Source organism: Streptomyces muensis (assembly GCF_021474425.1).
Classification (GTDB): domain Bacteria; phylum Actinomycetota; class Actinomycetes; order Streptomycetales; family Streptomycetaceae; genus Streptomyces; species Streptomyces muensis.
This window is the reverse complement of the sequence record NZ_JAKEIP010000029.1, coordinates 1-19,789: the sequence shown is the minus strand read 5'-3', so window position 1 is coordinate 19,789 and position 19,789 is coordinate 1. Positions and strand designations below refer to the sequence as shown.

At 70.9% G+C, this 19,789-nt stretch carries 14 protein-coding genes; 9 read left to right on the top strand and 5 right to left on the bottom strand.

Annotated elements, in window-relative coordinates:
• Positions 1 to 152: 152 nt before the first annotated feature.
• The 4 genes from L0P92_RS10880 (at position 153) to L0P92_RS10865 (ending at position 4,317) form a co-directional block, all read left to right on the top strand.
• On the top strand, positions 153 to 2,663 hold the full coding sequence (locus tag L0P92_RS10880; RefSeq protein WP_234762341.1) for a SpoIIE family protein phosphatase: 2,511 nt from the start codon (positions 153 to 155) through the stop codon (positions 2,661 to 2,663).
• Between the two features lie 20 nt (positions 2,664 to 2,683).
• Positions 2,684 to 3,766 (top strand): sugar ABC transporter substrate-binding protein, encoded by a 1,083-nt coding sequence (locus L0P92_RS10875; RefSeq protein WP_234762340.1) that lies wholly within the window; start codon positions 2,684 to 2,686, stop codon positions 3,764 to 3,766.
• Positions 3,767 to 3,831: 65 nt separating this feature from the next.
• Positions 3,832 to 4,008 carry a hypothetical protein gene (locus L0P92_RS10870; protein WP_234762339.1) on the top strand — a complete coding sequence of 59 codons (177 nt, stop codon included), beginning with the start codon at positions 3,832 to 3,834 and terminating at the stop codon, positions 4,006 to 4,008.
• 36 nt (positions 4,009 to 4,044) lie between these two features.
• A complete protein-coding gene (locus L0P92_RS10865; RefSeq protein ID WP_234762338.1) occupies positions 4,045 to 4,317 on the top strand; it encodes a hypothetical protein in 273 nt (90 codons plus the stop codon).
• 19 nt (positions 4,318 to 4,336) lie between these two features.
• On the opposite strand, the gene L0P92_RS10860 is transcribed toward L0P92_RS10865, so the two are convergent.
• The 3 genes from L0P92_RS10860 to L0P92_RS10850 form a co-directional block, all read right to left on the bottom strand.
• Complete coding sequence (locus L0P92_RS10860) at positions 4,337 to 5,839, bottom strand: family 43 glycosylhydrolase (RefSeq protein ID WP_234762337.1); 1,503 nt, start codon at positions 5,837 to 5,839, stop codon at positions 4,337 to 4,339.
• Positions 5,836 to 9,102, bottom strand: coding sequence for a discoidin domain-containing protein (locus tag L0P92_RS10855; protein WP_234762336.1), 3,267 nt, complete (start codon positions 9,100 to 9,102; stop codon positions 5,836 to 5,838). The genes L0P92_RS10860 and L0P92_RS10855 overlap by 4 nt, the downstream gene beginning before the upstream one ends.
• A gap of 106 nt (positions 9,103 to 9,208) precedes the next feature.
• Complete coding sequence (locus L0P92_RS10850; protein ID WP_234762335.1) at positions 9,209 to 10,240, bottom strand: LacI family DNA-binding transcriptional regulator; 1,032 nt, start codon at positions 10,238 to 10,240, stop codon at positions 9,209 to 9,211.
• Positions 10,241 to 10,425: 185 nt separating this feature from the next.
• Between L0P92_RS10850 and L0P92_RS10845 the strand changes: the two genes are divergently transcribed.
• The 5 genes from L0P92_RS10845 to L0P92_RS10825 are packed head-to-tail and all read left to right on the top strand — an operon-like array spanning position 10,426 to position 17,580.
• Positions 10,426 to 11,754: an ABC transporter substrate-binding protein gene (locus L0P92_RS10845; RefSeq protein ID WP_234762334.1), complete on the top strand. Its 1,329-nt coding sequence runs from the start codon at positions 10,426 to 10,428 to the stop codon at positions 11,752 to 11,754.
• 49 nt (positions 11,755 to 11,803) lie between these two features.
• Positions 11,804 to 12,685: a carbohydrate ABC transporter permease gene (locus L0P92_RS10840; protein WP_234762333.1), complete on the top strand. Its 882-nt coding sequence runs from the start codon at positions 11,804 to 11,806 to the stop codon at positions 12,683 to 12,685.
• Positions 12,686 to 12,714: 29 nt separating this feature from the next.
• Positions 12,715 to 13,536, top strand: a complete 822-nt coding sequence (locus tag L0P92_RS10835; protein ID WP_308289690.1) for a carbohydrate ABC transporter permease — start codon at positions 12,715 to 12,717, stop codon at positions 13,534 to 13,536.
• A 4-nt stretch (positions 13,537 to 13,540) separates the two neighbouring features.
• Positions 13,541 to 15,415 carry a glycoside hydrolase family 127 protein gene (locus L0P92_RS10830; protein ID WP_234762331.1) on the top strand — a complete coding sequence of 625 codons (1,875 nt, stop codon included), beginning with the start codon at positions 13,541 to 13,543 and terminating at the stop codon, positions 15,413 to 15,415.
• 41 nt (positions 15,416 to 15,456) lie between these two features.
• On the top strand, positions 15,457 to 17,580 hold the full coding sequence (locus L0P92_RS10825; protein ID WP_234762330.1) for a glycoside hydrolase family 127 protein: 2,124 nt from the start codon (positions 15,457 to 15,459) through the stop codon (positions 17,578 to 17,580).
• On the opposite strand, the gene L0P92_RS10820 is transcribed toward L0P92_RS10825, so the two are convergent.
• Positions 17,552 to 18,511, bottom strand: a complete 960-nt coding sequence (locus L0P92_RS10820; protein WP_234762329.1) for a LysR family transcriptional regulator — start codon at positions 18,509 to 18,511, stop codon at positions 17,552 to 17,554. The genes L0P92_RS10825 and L0P92_RS10820 overlap by 29 nt on opposite strands.
• Positions 18,512 to 18,571: 60 nt before the next feature.
• Positions 18,572 to 19,789 (bottom strand): SUKH-4 family immunity protein (locus L0P92_RS10815; RefSeq protein ID WP_234762328.1); only part of this gene is annotated, 1,218 nt, incomplete at its 5' end.

Sequence of the window (19,789 nt, the reverse complement as noted above, 5' to 3'; positions counted from 1 at the left end):
ACGCACCAAGGGAAGCAGCAAGGAAGCACCAACCTGATATGTCCGGCTCATCCATATATGCGATTCTGGTGTGTGGAAGCGACCGGGGCGGCGGGAGGTGGTGCCCCGATCCCCTACGGCACCTCCGGCACGGACGGGAGGTAGGCGCGGACATGCCTCATGACGGCCGTGCCCGGACCGGAGTTTCGGCGCCGGGGGCATGGGAGGTCGGCACCGCGGGCACCGGTTCACCGCCTACGGAGCCGGAGCCTGTCACGAGTGACCGCGCCCTGACCTTCGCCGGAGCCACGCTGGCCGCCGTCTACGCGCCCACCGCCGGGGACGAGGAGCTCCAGCTGATCGAGACGGTCGGCGCCAGCCCCGAGTACCGGCTGCCGGACCGGCTGTCGGTGTCGGGCGGCTCCGCCGCGACCCACGCCTTCCGCACCGACCGCCCGCTGTGGCTGAACGCCGCAGCCCTCGCCTCCTACCCCGTGGGCGCCCCCACGCCCCCGCGCGCCAGGTCGGCCTCGCTCGGCGCGCTGCCCCTGGAGCGGGAGGGCAACCGGCTGGGCTGCCTCGTCGTCGTGGGCGCCTCCGCCGACGGCTTCGACGCCGGGCAGCAGCGCTTCCTGGAGCGGTACGCCGACGCGGTCGCCGGCCTGCTGCTGGCCGAGTCCGGCCGGCCCGCGCAGCCGTCCCTGCTGAGCCGCGCCCTGCGCGGTCTGCGCGTCGGCACCTTCGTCCTGGTGCCGGACACCGGCCTGATCGAGGCGGACGGCACCCTGCTCGAACTGGTCGGCACCACATCCGACGACTTCGACGGCAAGGCCGACACCCTGCTGGCGCACGCCCTCCCCGAGGACATGCCCGCGCTGATGTCGGTCCTGGAACCCTCCGCCCAGGCACCCGGCCGACGGGAGCTGGAGTTCCGGGTCCGCTGCCCCACCGGCGAGATGCGCTGGCTCAGTCTGATCTGCCGGGTCCTGGCGCACACCGACGAGCAGGCCGAGCAGGTGCTGGGCGTGGTGACGGCCACCTCGGTCAAGAGCCGCAGCGCCGACGACGTCTCCCGGATCCAGTGGCTGACCGCCGTACTCGACGACGCCGCGACGGTCCGGGACGTCGGCCGGGTGGCGGTCGCCGCGCTGCGCGAGCCGCTGGGCGCCGACCGGGTGGCCCTCGCCGACGTCCGCGACGACCGGCTCGTCGTCACCCTGCTCGACCCGCCCGAGCCCGACGCCTGGCCGCAGCTGTGGCGCGCCCAGTGGCGTTCCGAGTGGCCCGACGCACCGGTCAGCGCCCTGCCCACCCTCCAACTGGCCCTGCGAGACGGCCGGATGGACCTCTGGCCGGCCGGCACGGCCCTCGAACCGGGGCTCGCCGGCATCGGCCCCGGAGGCCTGGCCGTCCTGCCGCTCCCCGCCAAGGGCCGGGTCGCCGGAGTGTGCCTGGTCGGCTGGGACCAGCCGCACGAGTTCATCCCCGAGGAACGGTCCCTGCTCACCGCCACCGCCGCCCTGGTCGGCCAGGCCCTCAAACGGGCGCACGCCTACGACGCCGAGCAGGAACTCGCCACGATGCTCCAGCGCAGCCTGCTGCCCCGGCGCCTGCCCGAACTCCCCGGCGGCACCGCCGTGGCCCGCTACCTGCCCGCCCGACGCGGCCTTCAGGTGGGCGGCGACTGGTACGACGTCATCGCCCTGTCCGAGGACCGGGTCGCGCTGGTCATCGGCGATGTGCAGGGACACAGCGCCGGAGCCGCGACGATCATGGGGCAGATGCGTACGGCGGTCCGGGCGTACGCGGTCGAGGGCCACCCGCCCGACGTGGTCGTCTCGCACGCCAACCGCCTCCTCGTCGGCATGGAGACCGACCTGTTCGCCACCTGCTGCTATGTCGAACTCGACATGGAGGAGGGCAACACCCTGGTCGTCCGCGCCGGACACCTCTCCCCGCTGCTGCGCCACCCGGACGGCCGTACCGAGGAGGTGGAGGTCGAGGGCGGACCGCCGCTCGGGGTGCTCGCCGAGGCCGAGTTCCCCATGACGGCGGTCGCCCTGACCCCCGGCACCGTGCTCGCCCTGGTCACCGACGGTCTGGTCGAGGCCGCCGACCTGCCCCTGGACGTCGGCATGGAACGCACCCGCACCGCGCTCGCCGACGCCGACCCCGCCGATCCGGCGCGGATGGCCGACGCCCTGCTCGGCGACATCGGCCGGCGCGAGGACGACGTCGCGCTGCTCCTGCTGCGCTACGACGGCATGACGACCCGGCCGATCCGGGCCGGCTGGGTGGTGTGGCGACTGCCCGACGCCGTCATGCACGCCCGGCGCTTCACCGCGCGCACCCTGCGCCGGTGGAAGGTCGAGGACACGGCCGACGCCGTGCTGCTCGTCGTGTCCGAACTGGTCACCAACGCCCTGGTGCACACCCAGGGGTCCGTCCGCCTGGACCTGATGCTCCGCGGCGACCGGGTCCGGGTCTGCGTGAGCGACTCCTCGCCGCGCGCCCCCGCAAAGCCCGTGATCGTGGACTGGGAGTCGACCGGCGGCCGAGGTCTGCTGCTGGTCGAGGCGGTGTCGGACTCCTTCGGCTCGGTGCCGGTGGCGGGCGGAAAGCAGGTGTGGAGCGAGGTCACCGTGCCGCGGGACGAGCCCGCCCCCGCCGACTCCAGGCGCTGAACGGAACGAGGCGAACTGCGATGAGGACCCGTACGCTGCACGTGATCGCGGCGCTCGTCGTGGGACTCATGGCGGCGCCCCTGACCGCCTGCGGCGAGGACGACGGAGCGGGCACCGAGAGCTTCACGGTCGGCCTGCTCCTCCCGAACCGGGTCACTCCGCGCTGGGAGCACTCCGACAAACCCCTCATCGAGCAACGGCTCAAGGAGCTGTGCCCCGACTGCACGATGGTGTACGCCAACGCCGAGAACGACGCGGCACGGCAGCGGCAGCAGATGGTCTCGATGATCACCAACGGTGCGAAGGTCCTCATCCTCGACCCCGCCGACAGCAGGGCCGTGCGCTCCTCGATCCAGGAGGCGCGGCAGTCGGGCGTCCCCGTCATCGCCTACGACCGCCTCGCCCAAGGCCCGATCTCGGGCTTCGTCAGCTTCGACGGCGACCGGGTCGGCAGGCTTCAGGGCGAGGCGCTGCTGAAGGCCATGGCGGAGCGGGGGAGGGGCCGGACCGTCGTGATGATGAACGGCGATCAGAGCAGCGCCAACGCCGCGTGGTTCCGCAGGGGCGCGATGTCCGTCATCTCGGGCAAGGCGAAGATCGCCCGGTCGTACGAGACGGCCGGCTGGAGTCCGGAGAACGCCCACGCCAACATGACCGCCGCGATCTCCGCCCTCGGCGCGGACCGCATCGACGGCGTCGTGGCGGCCAACGACGCCATCGCCGCCGGTGTCATCTCCGCGTTCAAGAAGGCCGGCGTCAAGGACCTCCCGCCCATCACCGGCCAGGACGCCGACCTGGAGGCCGTGCGGCGCATCGTCAAGGGCGAGCAGTACATGACGGTCTACAAACCGTTCGAGAAGGAGGCCGCTGCGGCCGCCGCCATGGCCGTCGCCGTGGGGCGCGGCGAGGGAGCCGGTGATGTCGCCACGACGACGACCGACAGCCCGACCACCGAGGACATCCCGTCCATCCTGCTCACCCCGAACCTGGTGACGGCCGACAACCTGAGGCAGACCCTCGTCAACGCCGGCGTGTACACCATCGCCGAGATCTGCACCCCGCAGCTCCGCTCGGCCTGCGACGACGTCGGCCTCACCGGATGAGGACGACTGGTCGGCGGGGCGGCCCGGGAGCAGCATGGAAGTGGAGCGACCCAGGGAGGTCAGCCATGAAGACCGGAGCCTCGGACTACGACCGCTGGCTGTACTCGCACACCCCCTCCCAGGCCGAGGGCGAACGCGACGAACCCGGGGAGCGCTCGGCCGTGGAGCAGCACCCGGACGTCCCCAGGACGGAGCCCTCCCAGGCCGAGGGAGAACGGGGGGACGATCTCGGTACCCCGTGATACTTTGAACGTGTTCAGAAACAGGGGGTACTGGTAATGCGTGATCCGATCGTCGTGGCCCGGCAGGACTCACCCGCCGTCGCCTTGGGCCCCACCGCGCTCGTCCTCGGCGTCATCGCCGCTCTGACGTCGTTCGTCTTCGCCCCGTTCGCGCTGATCGCCGGCGGCCTGGCCGTCACCCTCGGCGCGGCGGGCATGCACCACGCCCGCCAGGGCGTCGGCCGGATGTGGACCGCCACGCTCGGCACCTTGCTTGGAACCGTCGGAGTGCTCGGCATCGCCGCCCTCCTCGGGGCCTGGTCCGCCTAGCCGGTCATCCGCCTGGCCGTCAGCCGGTCCGTTCGCCGGACGGCGCGGCCAGCGGGACGCCCAGGGCCACCGGGGTGCCGAAGTTCGGAGTGCCGTCGGCGTTCCAGGTGAACTTCTGCGCCCTGGTGCTCCGGTTCATGTCGCAGCCACCGCTCGCCGAGCTGTTGGCGTGGTAGACGATCCAGTCCTCCGTCCCGTCCGGCGACTTGAAGAAGCCGTTGTGGCCGGGGCCGTACACCCCGTTGGCGTTGGACCGCTGGAACACCGGGCTCGGCGACTTGACCCAGGACGCGGAGTCCAGCGGGTCACCGCCGTTGTAGGTGAGCATCCCCAGCTTGTAGTCGGGCGTGGAGCAGTGGCTCGCGGAGTACACGATGAACGTCTTGCCACCCCGCTGGAGCACCTCGGCGCCCTCGTTGACCGCGCCGCCCACCGTCTCCCAGCTGTACGTCGGCGTGGACAGCACGCGCCGGGTGCCGCTCGCCGTCCAGGGGTTCGACAGCGGCCGTATGAACATCGGCTGCGAGCCGTTGTAGAAGGTCCCCAGCAGATAGAGTCGCCCGTTGAGTTGCAGGATGCCCGGGTCCAGCTCCCAGGTGTTGTCCTGGGTCGGGTCGAGCAGGTCGGCCTTGAAGGTGTAGGGACCCATCGGATCCAGGCCGGCGCTCTCCAGCACATGGATCCGCTGCGTGCCCAGATCGAACGGCTCGCGTCCGGCCGTGTAGTAGAAGTACCAGCGCCTGCCGTTCGGCCCGTCCAGCAGATGGAACTCCGGCGCCCACATCGTCCCCGCCCCGTTGGGCCGGGTCAGATTGAAGATCACCTGGTCGGGAGCGGTCGCGAGACCCGCGAGCGTGGCGGACTTGCGCATGGTGACCGTCGAGTTCCAGGTCGTGGTGGCGAGGTAGTAGTACCCGTCGTGGTACGTCAGCCAGGGGTCGGGGCCGTGCTGGGAGAGCGGGTTGGTGAAGGTGCCCGCACTCGTGCCGCCCCCGGTGAAGGCGGGCAGCCGCCACACCCTGCCGTTCGCGGTGGAGCACGGCAGTTGGACCAAGGGGGTGTTCGAGGCCGACGAACCCCCGCTCGGGGCCACGCACTTGCCGGAGCCGACCGACACCAGGTTGACGGTCCTGTCGGTGCCGGAGACCGTCACGGGCATGAGTCGCCACTGCTGGTTCGTCCCGCCGTGGCAGGGCCACTGGATGATCGCCGCGTTGTCCGCCGTGGAGGCGCCGTGGACGTCAACGCACTGACCGGACTGGGTGGTGATCGTGTACGTGTCGCTCGTACCGGAGACCGGCGTGTACGAGAAGTTCTGGTTCGCGCCGGAGGAGCAGGCGAAGGCGCGGAGCTGCGCGCCGTTGGTCGTCGAACTGCCGGGCAGGTCGAGGCAGTTGCCGCCGTTCGTGTTCACGCCCGTCGAGGTGAAGGCGACGGCGGCGGAGGCGGGCGGCGCCACCAGGAAGGCGGCCGCCACCGTCAGCGCGGCGAGCAGTGCGGCGAGGTATCTGGATCGGGTCACGGGCCGTACACCTTTGCTTCGAGGAGGCCGACGGAGTTGCTGCCGTTGCCGGTGAGCAGCACGCGCAGCCGTGTGGTGTCGGTGGCGGTGAAGGTGACGCTGTTGTACTGGTTCCTGGCCAGGGGATAGCCGCTCGCGCCCTGTACATCGACGTAGGCACTGCCGTTCCAGTACTGGAGCTTCCAGGAGGCCGGCATGTCGATGCCCTGGTCGTCGTCGAAGAAGTACACATCGGCCTTGTTCAGGGTCTTCACCGACGGCCACGTCAGCTCGGCCCACTGCTGGCCTGTCTGAGGCCAGGTCCCCCAGCGCGGGTTGACGGTGTCGTTGGACGAGGGCGGGTCGATGCCGTCGTTGACCGCGGTGACGCTCTCCCAGGGGGAGGTGTACGAGGCGGTCGCGGCGGCCGCCTGGTTGGCCGGGGGCTGGACGCCGCCCCGGTTGTACACCTTGACCTCGGTCAGGCCGGTCCTCGCGCCGGAGGCGTTGGTGGCCAGGATCCGGACGCGCTGGGCGCTGATCGCCGGGAACCGCACCAGGTTGTAGTTGGCGCGCGGCGCGGCCGGGCTCTTCGTCTGGCTCGGGGCGTCCACCCATGAACTGCCGTTGTGGTATTGGACGGTGTAGGCCGACGGCGCGCGGTAGGTCGTACTCGCCGGGCGGCTGTCCTTGAAGTACACGCGCACCTCGTCGATCGTGCGCGTGGTCCCGAGGTTCAGCTCGTACCAGTCCTGGGCGGCCGATCCGCCGGCGCCCCAGAACGGCTCGTTGGTGGGGTAGCCGTCGACCGCTCCGGCGGCGGTGCTGCCGGAACCGGTGGAGGAGGCGGACACGGTTGCCCCGGCGGCCAGGTTGGTCAGGTTGGCGGTGAGGTCGACGCCGGCCTTGGCGAGCATGTCGACCATCCGCGGGCTGTCCTGCACGACCTGGTTCGGCGCCTTGAGGCCGGGCACGGCGGTGTGGTGGGTGACTGTGCCGCTCGTGGTCACGTCACCGGTGGCCGGATCCCAGGTGAGCGGCACCAGGGAGCCGACCGTGGCCACCCGGTCGCCGTTGACGTAGATCGAGTAGCCCTCCGGGATACCGGGGTAGCGCACCACGCCGTCGGACGGGTCGTCCCAGACGATCGACAGGTCGGCGCCTCGGTAGCGGAGGTTGTTGACGGTGAAGTGGGACCAGCCGATGTTGATCGGGGAGAGCTCGACCTTGGCGTCACTGCGCGGCCGGAGCCCCGCGACGTCCTCGATCACCGTCCAGTTGCTGCTGCCCAGGATGTTGTGGTGGATCCAGGAGCGGTAGTCGATCGAGCTGCCGTTCCAGTCGGCCCAGAACTCGTTGGCGTCCGGCCACTGCGTGTTGCCGCCGACGTACTGCGCCCAGGTGTTCCAGTAGAGGAGCTTCTTGTAGTCGGTCGCGCTCATCCAGGAGTTGGGGTAGTCGCGCAGCACCGAGGAGTAGAGCCGGAACTGGACGGTCGAGTTGATGGTGGAGAAGTTGTTGGAGCCGGGCTCCCCGGCCTCGGCCGCCGCCTTCTTGTCGACCTGGTTGGCCGTGTAGAACGGGAAGACGGGGTACTGGGCGGGGTCGTCGTACAGGCGCAGGGCCTGCCGGTAGGCCGCCGTGTTGGGGACGGCTCCGACCGAGAACGGGTAGTAGTTGTTGATCTCCTTCCAGGGAACCCACTCGTTCGTCGACTTCAGCCGGTGCTCGAACAACTGGCGGTTCGGGTTCCAGAGCACGTTCACGATCGCGTCCTTGATCTGGTTCGCGAGCGTGCGCATCTCGGTCGCCTTGGCCGTGTTGCCGATCGCCTCGTAGGCCTGCGCGGCCGCGAGCGCGCCGCTGTACTGGTAGGCCGACTCGGCGCGGTCCATGTTGCCCGGCTTCCAGTGGAAGGAGACCGCGTCGGCGTCGTTGCCGGTCAGCGCGCCCCAGTCGTACTCGATCAGCTTGTTGCCGTCGTGGTCGTAGTGGGCGAGCTGGCCCTTGACGTCGCCCTCCGCGTAGCGGGCGAGGCTCGCGGCGATGCCTGGCTGGCCGCCGTGGATCTGGTAGCTCTTCCAGGCGGCCTCGGCGATGTACTGCGTGTAGCTGTTGGACCAGTTCTCCGGGTCGCCCGGGTTGTCGAGGAAGCGGCCGCCCTTGGAGGTCTGGCCGACGCTCAGCCAGTCGCCGTACGCGTAGGCGGGGTCGCGCAGGTACTTGAGGTCGTCGATGTGCATCGGCTGGGTGAGCGCGATGGCGTTGTTGTAGCCGAGGACGCCTTCGGTGGAGGTGGGGAACTGGAAGGTCTGCCCGGGGATGTCGGCGTCGAGGTGGTTGAAGCGCATCAGCCACCAGCGGTAGTAGATGTTCTTCTTGATCGCGGGCTCGGGCACGTCGATGTAGGGCACGTTGCGCGCCCACCACTGGTTGTAGGCCCTCACGTGGGTGGCGAAGGCGGTCGTGGGGGAGTAGCCGGCGTAGGCGTCGTACTCCGTGCGGGACCCGGGGATCTCGTCGGTGACGAAGCCCATCACGATTTTGGTGGTGACGGTGGCGCCGGCCGCGATCGTCACCGAGCGGTTGAGACCGCCGCCGGAGGCGGTGAATCCGTCGCCGGTGAGTCTGGGGCGGAGGGTGGTGAGGTTGTTGTAGGCGTTCACCTGGCCGGTCAGCTCACTGCCGGTGCCCGTGGTGGCGTACGGCGAGGTCGCCCGTAGCTGCAGGGTGGTCGGGCCGCTGCCGTTGTTCCTGATCGAAAGGTTGGTCACCGCGACGTTGTTGTCGGTGATGAACTTGGTCTGGTCGACCGTGACCGAGCCTGCCGTGTGCACGCTCTTCCAGTGGCTCGGCGTCTGGCGCCGCTGGGAGACCTGCTCGGTGAAGGTGCCCGGGGTGATCGCGACGGTGTAGGCGTGGTTGCCGGTGATGCTCTCCCAGTAGGCGACCTTGCCGCCGAACCCGAGCCGGGCGGGGTCGTGTTCCTTCATGAAGAGCGCGCGGCCCCGGCTCATCAGCCAGGGCCCGGCCGGGTCGTCGCCGGAGCGGGCCAGCAGACGGTCCATCCAGAAGTCGGTGCCCGAACTCTCCGCGTCGTAGATGGCCTTCATCATGTCGCCGGAGGTGTGGGCGACGGGTGGCGCCGGGATCGCGGGGCCGCTGAAGGCGGGGAACCCGATGGTCTGCGCGGCGTGGGCGGGGGCCGCGGTGAGGACGGAACAGACCAGGAGGGCCATCGCGAGAAGGAGGCGCTTTATGCCGGGCTCTGTTCGTCTTCGCATCGGGCTCCCCTTTGCTGAAACGACCTAAAAGGTTTTCGCAACGTAGGAGCGGGCTGATGGTGTGTCAAGAGGGGTGTGTGAGGCCCTAGTTCGGCGACCACACGGTTCAGGACAGGGGGGCCGTGGAGCCCCTGATCACCACACGGCAGGGCAGCGTCTCGACCCCCGAGCGCGGTGCGCCGCCGGCTATCGCGCCGAACAGCGCCTGGGCGGCGGCGCGGCCGACCTGCTCCAGGTTCATGTCGACGCTGGTCAGCAGCGGACGCGAACCGGACGTCAGCACCTGCCAGTTGTCGAAGCCCATGACCGCCACGTCCTCCGGCACCCGCTGGCCCCGCTCGCGCAGGACGTCCATGACACCCCGGGCGATCTGGTCGCTGCCGCACAGCACGGCGTCCACATCCGGATGCCGGTCCAGCAGCAGCGCGGTGGCCGCCCGCCCCCAGCCCTCCGACCACGCCCCGAACCGAGGCTCGTCCACCAGGGCGAGCCCGGCGTCGGCGAGCGCGGCCCGCGCCCCGTCCGCCCGGTCCCGCGCCGCGAGATAGCCGGGGTCGCCGGTGATGTGCGCGATCCGGGTACGACCGCAGGTCAGCAGGTGCTGCACCGCGATCCGGCCGGCGTCCACGTTGTCGGGGACGATGGACAGATCCGCCGGATCATCGGACGGGGCGTAGGCGTAGACGACGGGGACGGGCAGCTCACGGCCCAGCGACGGACGGGGATCGGTGCGGCTGCCGACCACTATCAGGCCGTCGACCCGGCGCCCCAACAAGGCGCGCACATGGTGCTGTTCGCGGATCGAGTCGCCCCGGGCGTCGCACAGGAACACCGCGACCTCGCCCGCGCCGAAGGCGTCCTCGGCGCCCATCAGGATCGGGATGCCGAACCGGCCCTCCAGGTCGCTGGTCAGCAGACCGACGGTGCCCGTTCGCCCGGCGAGCAGCCCGCGGGCCAGCTGGTTGGGCCTGAACGACAGCCGCTCGGCCGCCTCGACGACCCGCTGCCGGGTCTCGGCGCGCACCTGGCTGCGGCCGTTCAGCGCCTTGGACGCGGTCGCGACGGACACGCCCGCCAGCCGGGCGACGTCGGTGAGGGTGGCGGTGTGCGAACGGGAGGGGCCGGCGGCGGGTGTCATGCGTGTCTCCTGTCTCGCGTCGCACCGTGCGGGCGCGTGCGTAAACCGTACGCGAGAATTTTCGGTCGCCCACCTGAAGTCGTTCTGGTGCACGGGGGATTGACGGGCTTTCAGCTCGGTTCTAGCTTGCTGAAAGCCTTTTCGGCATGTTTCTTCCGGGGTGTTCGCTACGGAGGGGGATCGTCATGGGGAGCCCGGCCGGATCACAGGGACCCGTCCGCCGCCTGGTCACCGCGGCGGTCGCCCTGATCGCCGCCATGGGACTGGCCACGGCCTGCGGGTCGGGTGACGGTGGTTCGGGTGACGGCGGTTCGGGCGGCGGTGGGGGCAGGGCCGCGGACGCGAAGGGCGTCGACGACGGCACCACGCTGACGATGTGGACGCGGGCCGCGACCCGGCCCCAGAGCGAGGCTCTCGTCAAGGCGTACAACGCGAGCCACGAGAACAAGGTCGAACTCACCGTCATCCCGACCGACGACTACCAGGCCAAGGTCGGTGCCGCCGCCGGCTCCCGCGACCTGCCCGACCTGTTCGCCTCGGACGTCGTCTTCGTGCCGAACTACACCTCCAGCAGCCTCTTCGCCGACCTCACGGACCGCATCGACGCCCTGCCCTTCGCCGACGACCTGGCCCAGTCGCACATCAAGGCCGGAACGTACGAGGACAAGAAGTACGTCGTCCCGCACACCCTCGATCTGTCGGTGCTCTTCTACAACAAGGACCTCTACCGGCGGGCCAAGCTCGACCCCGAGAAGCCGCCCGCCACCCTCGCGGAGTGGGACGAGCAGGCGCGTGCCGTGGACGCGCTGGGCGGGGGCGTCAACGGCACCTTCTTCGGCGGGAACTGCGGCGGCTGCGGCGTCTTCACCTGGTGGCCGTCGATCTGGGCCGCAGGGGAGGACGTGCTGAACGAGGACGGCACCGAGGCGACGCTCGACTCCGCGACCGCCAAGAAGGTCTACGACACCTACCGCGGCTGGGTCGACGACGACATCGTCGCCCCCGGCGCCCGCGACGAGACCGGCGCGACCTGGACCGGCGTCTTCCCCAAGGGCAAGGTCGGCGTGATGCCCATGCCGTCCACCACCCTGGGCCTGATGCCCAAGGACCTCGACCTCGGCGTCGCGCCCATCCCCGGACCCGACGGCGGCAAGTCCACCTTCGTCGGCGGTGACGCCATCGGCATCTCCGCCACCAGCGAGTCGGCCGACCAGGCCTGGAACTTCCTCGCCTGGTCCCTGGGCGACGAGGCACAGGTCGACGTGGTCGCCGCGCACAAGGACGTGGTGGCGCGCACCGACCTCGCGTCCAACAAGCACTCCGCCGCCGACCCGCGGCTGGTCACCATCAACAAGCTGGTGGCCGACGGCCACACCCCGTACGCCCTGAAGTTCGGCCAGACCTTCAACGACCCCAACGGGCCCTGGCTGACCCTGATGCGCGACGCCGTGTTCGGGGACGGGGCGTCCGTCGACAAGGACAACGACGCGGTCAGCGCCTCGCTCGCCGACTGAGTCAGCCGATCGAACTCGCCGGTTCAGTTCGTCGACCGACAGGAGTGCCATGCAGGTGCGGGCGTCCCGCAAGGTCCAAGGGCTCGGCTACGCCGCCCCCACCGCCGTGTTCGTCGCCGTCTTCTTCCTGCTGCCGCTGCTGCTCGTCGGGCAGATGTCCCTGAACGACTGGCCGCTGCTCGCCGGGGACCAGGGCGGCAACGCCCCCGAGAACTACACCGACGTCACCGACGGCCCCCTGTTCTGGCCCGCCGTGCGCTTCACTCTCCTCTACACCGGGATCGTCACGGTCGTACTCCTCGGACTGGCTCTCCTCCTCGCCCTCCTCGTGCAGGAGTCCCGCCCCGGTGCCGGGTTCTTCCGCACGGTCTACTTCCTGCCGGGCGCCCTCGGCCTGGCCTCCGCCTCGCTGCTGTTCTGGGGCCTGTACAGCCCCACCACCGGACCGCTCAGCCGCGCCCTGGAGAGACTCGGACTGGTCGACGACCCGGTGTCTTTCCTCGGCTCACCGACCTCCGCGCTGTTGTCCACGGTGTTCCTCGTCGTGTGGAAGTTCGCCGGCTTCTACATGCTGATCCTGCTCGTGGGCCTCCAGCGCATCCCCCACGAGGTGTACGAGGCGGCCCGCATCGACGGCGCGAGCCGCGCCCAGATCTTCCGCGGCATCACCCTGCCCCTGCTCAAGCCGTCCCTCGCCCTGTCCCTACTGCTCTGCGTGACCGGGTCGCTGCTCGCGTTCGACCAGTTCTTCGTCCTCACCAAGGGCGGCCCGGACAACAGCACCGTCACCGTCGTACAGCTGGTCTACCGCGAGGCGTTCCAGCGCCTGGACCTCGGGACCGCCGCCGCCCTGTCGATCATCGTGCTGGCCGCGCTGCTCCTGCTCAACGCCCTGCAGTTCCGCGGACTGCGCCGCGCCGACGAGTCATGACCCACCCCGTCTGGAGAAGGGACACCGACGTGCTCACCCGAGCCCTCGGCCGCACGCCGTACTACGTCGTCGCCGGAGGCCTGGCCGTCATCTTCCTCTTCCCGCTGCTGTGGAACGCCTGGGCCTCGGTCAGCGCCCAGCCCGGCACCGCACAGCAGTCCGGCTACGGCTTCGGCAACTACCGCACGCTGCTCGACTACGACGCGGGCCTCGGGCAGTACCTCCTCAACAGCACCGTGGTCTCCGCGCTCACCGTCGCCCTGACCCTCGGTGTCTCCCTGCTGGGCGGCTACGCCTTCGCCCGCTTCGACTTCCCCGGCAAGAACCTGCTGTTCCTGCTGACGCTGGCCATCCTGATGGTCCCGTACGCCACCCTCCTCATCCCGCTCTATGTCCTGCTCGGCCGTCTCCACCTGCAGAACTCGCTGATCGGTCTGAGTCTCGTGCTGGCCGTGTTCCAACTGCCGTTCGCCACCTTCATGATGCGGATCTCCTTCGAGGCGGTGCCGCGCGAACTGGAGGAGTCGGCGCTCGTGGACGGCTGCGGCACGGCGGGCGCGCTGCGCCGGGTGCTGCTGCCAGCGGTGAAACCGGGGCTGATCACCGTGGGGCTGTTCGCGTTCCTCGCCGCGTGGAACGACTTCATCGCGCCCCTGATCCTCATCTCCGCCAGTGAGAAGGCGCCCCTGCCGCTGGCCGTCGCCAATCTGCGCCAGCAGAGCATGGGCGCCGTCGACTACGGCGCCACCGAGGCGGGCGTGGTGGTCCTCGCCGTGCCCTGTCTGCTCGTCTTCCTGCTGCTGCAACGGCACTACGTGCGTGGCTTCATGTCGGGTGCCCTGAAGGGATGATGCGTTGAAGGAGAACACAGACCTGGTCGCACCGGTGGCGCCGAGCCGGGGTCGGCTACGGCCTCTCGGCCTCGACGAGGTCCGGATCACCGGAGGCTTCTGGGCCCGGCGCCGGGAGGCCAACGTCACCGCCACCCTCGGTCACTGCCGCCACTGGATGGAGCGCGTCGGCTGGATCGGCAACTTCTCCGCGCCCGTGGCGGACCGGCGGGGACGGGAGTTCGCCGACTCCGACGTCTACAAGCTGCTCGAAGCCATGGCCTGGACAGGTAGCGAGTCCGACGCGCTCACCGAGACGATCGCCTCCGCCCAGGAACCCGACGGCTATCTCAACACCGCGTTCGGCCGCCCGGGTCAGCAGCCCCGCTACAGCGACCTCGAATGGGGCCACGAGCTGTACTGCTACGGCCACCTGATCCAGGCGGGCGTGGCCCAGATCCGCACGCGCGGCGACGGCCCGCTGGCGAAGACCGCCCGACGGGCCGCCGACCACGTGTGCGCCACCTTCGGCCCCGGCGGCATCGAAGGCGTCTGCGGCCACCCCGAGATCGAGACCGCCCTCGTCGAACTGGCCCGGGCCACGGGCGAACAGCGCTACCTCGACCAGGCCGCCCTCTTCGTCGACCGCCGCGGCCACGGCACGCTCGCCGACATCGAGTTCGGCCGCGCCTACTACCAGGACGACATCCCCGTACGGGACGCCACCGTCCTGCGCGGCCACGCCGTCCGCGCCCTCTACCTGGCGGCCGGAGCCGTCGACGTCGCCGTGGAGACCGGCGACGAGGAACTGCTCGCCGCGGTCGTACGGCAGTGGGAGGCGACGGTCGCGAGGCGGACGTATCTCACCGGAGGCATGGGCTCCCACCACCGCGACGAGGCCTTCGGCGACGACTTCGTACTGCCCCCGGACCGCGCCTACTCGGAGACCTGCGCCGGTGTCGCCTCCGTGATGCTCGGCTGGCGTCTGCTGCTGGCCACGGGCGAGCCCCGCTTCGCCGACCTCGTCGAACGCACCCTGTTCAACGTCGTCGCGGCCTCCCCCTCCGAGGACGGCAGGGCCTTCTTCTACGCCAACACCCTGCACCGGCGGCGCCGCGGCACCGTCCCGCCGACCGACACCGACAGTCCGCGCGCCGAGTCGAGCCTGCGCGCACCCTGGTTCGCGGTGTCCTGCTGCCCGACGAACGTGGCCCGGACCCTGGCGGTGCTGCCGGCGTACCTCGCGACGGCGTCCGACGACGGCATCCAGCTGCACCAGTACGCCGACGCGGAGATCACCACCGGCGGCATCGCCCTGCGCGTCCGCACCGACTACCCCTCCGCCGGGACCGTGTCCGTGCGCGTCACCCGGTCCCCGGACCGGCCGTGGACCCTGTCGCTGCGCGTCCCGGGCTGGGCCGAGGGGGCCACGGCCCGGCTGGTCGACGCGGACGGGACCCGCCGTACCGTCGCCCCGGGCACGGCCACCGTCACCCGCGCCTTCCGGCCCGGCGACGAGATCCGGCTCGAACTGCCCGTCGCACCGCGCTGGATCGCACCGGACCCCCGTATCGACGCGGTACGCGGCACGGTCGCCGTCCAGCGCGGCCCGCTGGTGTACTGCGCCGAGTCCGTGGACCTTCCGGCCGGACGGGAGGTCGACGCCGTACGGGTGGATCCGAACGCCGAGCCCGCGGACGGGCCGGGCGGCACGGTGGTGGCGCCGGGTGAACTGGCCGGACCGGAGGAACAGCGTGACCACGGCTGGCCGTACCGATCGCCGGGACAGGCCGGGCCGTCCGCCGCCGAGCCGCACGCGGTCGTGCTGGTGCCGTACCACTCCTGGGCGAACCGAGGCCCTTCGACGATGCGTGTGTGGCTGCCGACGACAGAGCACTGACCGGACGACGAGCCGACGAGACCGAGAACAGGAGACCGAGCATGTCCCAACCCCCCACCCGCAGACGCGTGTTGGGCATCGCCGCCGCCACGGCGGCCGGCGTCCCCCTCGCACAGATGGCCACACCGTCGTACGCCGCCGCCCCCGCACCGCCGCCGACTTGGGCCGTGCACTCCTTCCCGCTCGATCAGGTCACCCTCGGCGACGGCGTCTTCCGCCGCAAGCGCGACCTGATGCTCGACTACGCCCGGTCCTACCCGGCCGACCGCATCCTGGCCGTCTTCCGCGCCAACGCCGGGCTCGACACCCGTGGCGCCCGGCCGCCCGGCGGCTGGGAGACCTCCGACGGCAATCTGCGAGGCCACTATGGCGGCCACTTCCTCACCCTGCTCGCCCAGGCGTACGCCGACACCCGCGAGGCCGCCCTCAAGGCCAAGCTCGACTACCTGGTCGCCGCGCTCGGCGAGTGCCGGCAGGCCCTGGCCGAGCACGGCGAGCCCAGGCCCAGCCACCCGGGCTATCTCGCGGCGTACCCGGAGACGCAGTTCATCCTGCTGGAGAGCTACACGACCTACCCGACGATCTGGGCGCCGTACTACACCTGCCACAAGATCATGCGGGGTCTGCTCGACGCCCACACCCTGGCGGGGAACGCCGAGGCGCTGCGGATCGTCTCCGGGATGGGCGACTGGGTGCACAGCCGTCTCGGCAGGCTGCCCAAGGCCCAGCTGGAGCGGATGTGGTCGATCTACATCGCCGGTGAGTACGGCGGGATGAACGAGGTGATGGCGGACCTGTACGCACTCACCGGACGACAGGAGCACCTCGCCGCCGCCCGCTGCTTCGACAACACGGCCTTGCTGGAGGCCTGCGCCGACGACCGGGACATCCTGGAGGGCCGGCACGCCAACCAGCACATCCCCCAGTTCACCGGCTACGTCAGACTGTTCGACCACACCGGGGAGGACACGTACTCCGCCGCGGCCCGCAACTTCTGGGGCATGGTCACCGGCACCCGGATGTACAGCCTGGGCGGCACCGGGCAGGGCGAGATGTTCCGCGCCCGGGGCGCCGTCGCGGCCACCCTGGACGCCAACAACGCCGAGACCTGCGCGACGTACAACATGCTCAAGTTGAGCCGCCAGCTCTTCTTCCGCGCACCCGACCCGGGCTACATGGACTACTACGAGCGGGGCCTGACCAACCACATCCTCGCCTCCCGCCGGGACGCCCCCAGCACGAGCAGTCCCGAGGTGACCTACTTCGTCGGCATGGGCCCCGGTGTCGTGCGCGAGTACGGCAACACCGGCACCTGCTGCGGCGGCACCGGCATGGAGAACCACACCAAGTACCAGGACTCGGTCTACTTCCGCTCCGCCGCCGGCGACGCGCTGTACGTCAATCTCTACCTGGCCTCGACGCTGCGCTGGCCGGAGCGCGGTCTCGTCATCGAGCAGACCAGCGACTTCCCGGCCGAGGGGGTCCGCACCCTGACGTTCCGGGAGGGCGGCGGCAGGCTCGACCTGAAACTGCGGGTGCCCTCCTGGGCGACGGGCGGCTTCACAGTCGCCGTCAACGGGGTACGGCAACGGGTCACGGCCACGCCCGGCACGTACCTCACCCTGAGCAGGAACTGGGCGCGCGGCGACCGGGTCAGCGTCACCGCCCCGTACCGTCTGCGCATCGAGCGAGCCCTGGACGATCCCGGTGTCCAGTCGCTGTTCCACGGACCGGTGCTGCTGGTCGCGCGGAGCGACGCGGCGCAGTTCCGCGCGTTCTCCTTCTACAAGGACTTCACGCTGCGGGGCGATCTCGCCGACGCGATCCGCCCCGAGGGCCGCCCGCTGCACTTCACGACCCACGGCCTCACCCTCGCCCCCTTCCACATCGCCGACGGCGCCCGCTACCACGCCTACTTCAGACGAGCCGAACCCGTCGTCGTGTTCGGCACGAGCGACTCCGGCGTCCCCAACCGTGCGCGCGGTGACGGCCTGACTTTCCTCGACGTCCTCTGGGCGCAGGCACCCTTCGTGTCGTCGGGCACCTTCGTGGCGGCGGTGCGCGCACTCGCCGGAACCTGGCTGGCCGAGGGCCGGTTCACCTCCGCCGAACGGGACCGGGTGGTCGCGGCGGCGGTCAGCGCCGACCTGAGGAGCCGTTCGTAGAGCGGTGCGCCCACTGCGGTGTCCAGACCTCGCCGTCCGGCGGGTCGTGGTGGACGGCGGCCAGGTACTCGCGGACCGCGGTCAGCGCCGGGTGCGGGTTGTCGGCGCGCCAGAGGATCGAGTGCGGGTAGACCGGCGTCGGGTCGCGCAGCGGGATCAGCCGCATGTCGTGGCCGGCGGGCCACACGAGGGGCGTCTGGGTGCCGAGGAAGGTCGCCAGGGTCGAGGAGGCGGCGATCGTGTCGATGAGGGCCTCGACTCCGAAGTTGGGGCCGGTCGCCTCGATGGTCAGCCCGAAGTCGGCGGCGAGCGCGTCGTAGTACGCGGTCCACTCCACGCCGGGGACGTTGCCCGGCATCCAGATCCGGTGGCCGGCCAGCTGCGCGGGGGAGATCGCGGCGGCACGGGCGAACGGGTGCGCGGGGCCGGTGAACAGGAGGATCGGCTCGTCGTGGACCGGCGTGAACTCGATGCCGTCCGGGATCCGCTGCCCCGGCATGGCGACCGCCCGGAACGTGGCGTCGATGACCCCGTCCCGGACGGCCGCCACGGCCTCCTCCGCGCTCGGCAGCGTCACGATGTCGAGCGCGATCTCGGGGTGGGCCCGGTGGAAGTCGCGCAGCAGCCCGGCCAGCGCGACCCGCCGGCCGACCACGTCGACACGCAGGGCGCGGCTCCCGGGACGTACCGAGTCCCGCGCCCGCTCCTCGGCCTGGAGCAGGGACCGCGCATGGGACAGGAACGCCTGCCCGTCGATGGTGAGCTCGGCCCCGCGCGGCGTGCGGGTCAGCAGCCGCACACCGAGGTCCCGCTCCAACGTGGCGACCCGCTTGGACACGGCCTGCTGAGTGAGAGCCAGGTCGACGGCGGCCTTCTGGAACTGCCCGGCGTCGGCGACGGCGACGAAGGTGCGCACGGCGTTGAGGTCCACGCCCGCCACCCTAGCCATACGACCAGGCGTTGTTCATCGCGTCCGGAGGTGCCTGGAAGCTCAGAAGCCGTCCACCCCCAGCTCGGTGATCCCTGCGTAGAGCCAGCTCCACACCTCGCCGCAGGGTGTGTCCCGGTCGAACAGTCCGGGGGACAGCTTGTCGATCTCCTCCTTGAACACCTCGGCCACCGCATCCTGGCCTCCCTCCACCGGATAGGAGTGCCAGCAGGCGTTGCTGTAGCGGTAGACGGCCTCCAGGACGCGGGTGAAGACGTCGAGGTCCGGGGCGATCCGCACCAGGGTCTTGTCGGTCGGGCCGCCCAGGCGGCTCCAGATGTGCACGGACCCGTCGTGGCGGTGCAGATACAGGTCGCCGTAGTCGACCGTGCCGAAGGTGATCAGGTCCGAGGCGGTCACCCCCTCGGGCAGGCCGTCTCCCGGCAGCTCCTCGTCGGCCGGCGGCCGCATGGCCTCGGGGTGACGGGCCTCGTACTCGGCGCCGTGGCACAACCACATCGTGGGCAGGCCGATGTCCCTCAAGAAGCGCCTGCTGCCCGGGTGTTCGAGGCCCTCGGGCAGGTCGCTCTCGGGTATGCGCAGCACATACTGTTCACCGAAGGCGTCGTCGACCCGGTCCGCGGTGAGCGGGCCCTGCGGCCGCCGTACCTCCGGCTCGGTCTCGGGCAGCGCCTCCTCGGCCGAGAAGAAGTCGATGCCCTCGCCGCGCGGCCAGTCCCGCAGCACCTCCGCGTCCGTCTCGATCACCGCCAGGCCCGAGGCGTCCTGGACGAGATAGCGGGTCCTGCCGCCCTCGGCGGCGAGCGCGGCCGCGCCCTCCCAGCTCACCGGCGCGGTGAGGTTCCATTCGTACAGGCTGGGTGCGTCCAGTGCCTCCTGTGACCAGGGGGCCTTCGGCAGCGTGTCCTCGACCTGGAGCCTCACCCTCGCGCCCGTCTCCGCGTCGAGCCAGACACAGCCGCGCCAGTCCGTCGCCACCTCGATGAGCAGCCGATCCTCATGCAGACGACGGTGGACCTGGTAGTAGTCGCCGTTCAGACTCGGGTGGGCCACGAACCAGTTGGCGGGCCGCCACCACGCCCACACCGTCCGCCACGGCATGCCCGGCTCGGCCTTCGCGATCTGCTCGGCGTACTCCTCGTGACCGGTCGCCTTGGCCGCGAAGTGCAGCCAGGAGGCGAACTCGGCCAGCGTCACGTCGTCGCTGCCGAAGATCGCCTCGGCCTGGAGGAAGACCTCCCGCCCCACCCGGCCCCCGTC

Coding starts and splice junctions, on each gene's coding strand:
- L0P92_RS10880 (WP_234762341.1), top strand. CDS start 153: ATGCCTCATGACGGCCGTGCCCGGACCGGAGTTTCGGCGCCGGGGGCA.
- L0P92_RS10875 (WP_234762340.1), top strand. CDS start 2,684: ATGAGGACCCGTACGCTGCACGTGATCGCGGCGCTCGTCGTGGGACTC.
- L0P92_RS10870 (WP_234762339.1), top strand. CDS start 3,832: ATGAAGACCGGAGCCTCGGACTACGACCGCTGGCTGTACTCGCACACC.
- L0P92_RS10865 (WP_234762338.1), top strand. CDS start 4,045: ATGCGTGATCCGATCGTCGTGGCCCGGCAGGACTCACCCGCCGTCGCC.
- L0P92_RS10855 (WP_234762336.1), bottom strand. CDS start 9,102: ATGCGAAGACGAACAGAGCCCGGCATAAAGCGCCTCCTTCTCGCGATG.
- L0P92_RS10850 (WP_234762335.1), bottom strand. CDS start 10,240: ATGACACCCGCCGCCGGCCCCTCCCGTTCGCACACCGCCACCCTCACC.
- L0P92_RS10845 (WP_234762334.1), top strand. CDS start 10,426: ATGGGGAGCCCGGCCGGATCACAGGGACCCGTCCGCCGCCTGGTCACC.
- L0P92_RS10840 (WP_234762333.1), top strand. CDS start 11,804: ATGCAGGTGCGGGCGTCCCGCAAGGTCCAAGGGCTCGGCTACGCCGCC.
- L0P92_RS10825 (WP_234762330.1), top strand. CDS start 15,457: ATGTCCCAACCCCCCACCCGCAGACGCGTGTTGGGCATCGCCGCCGCC.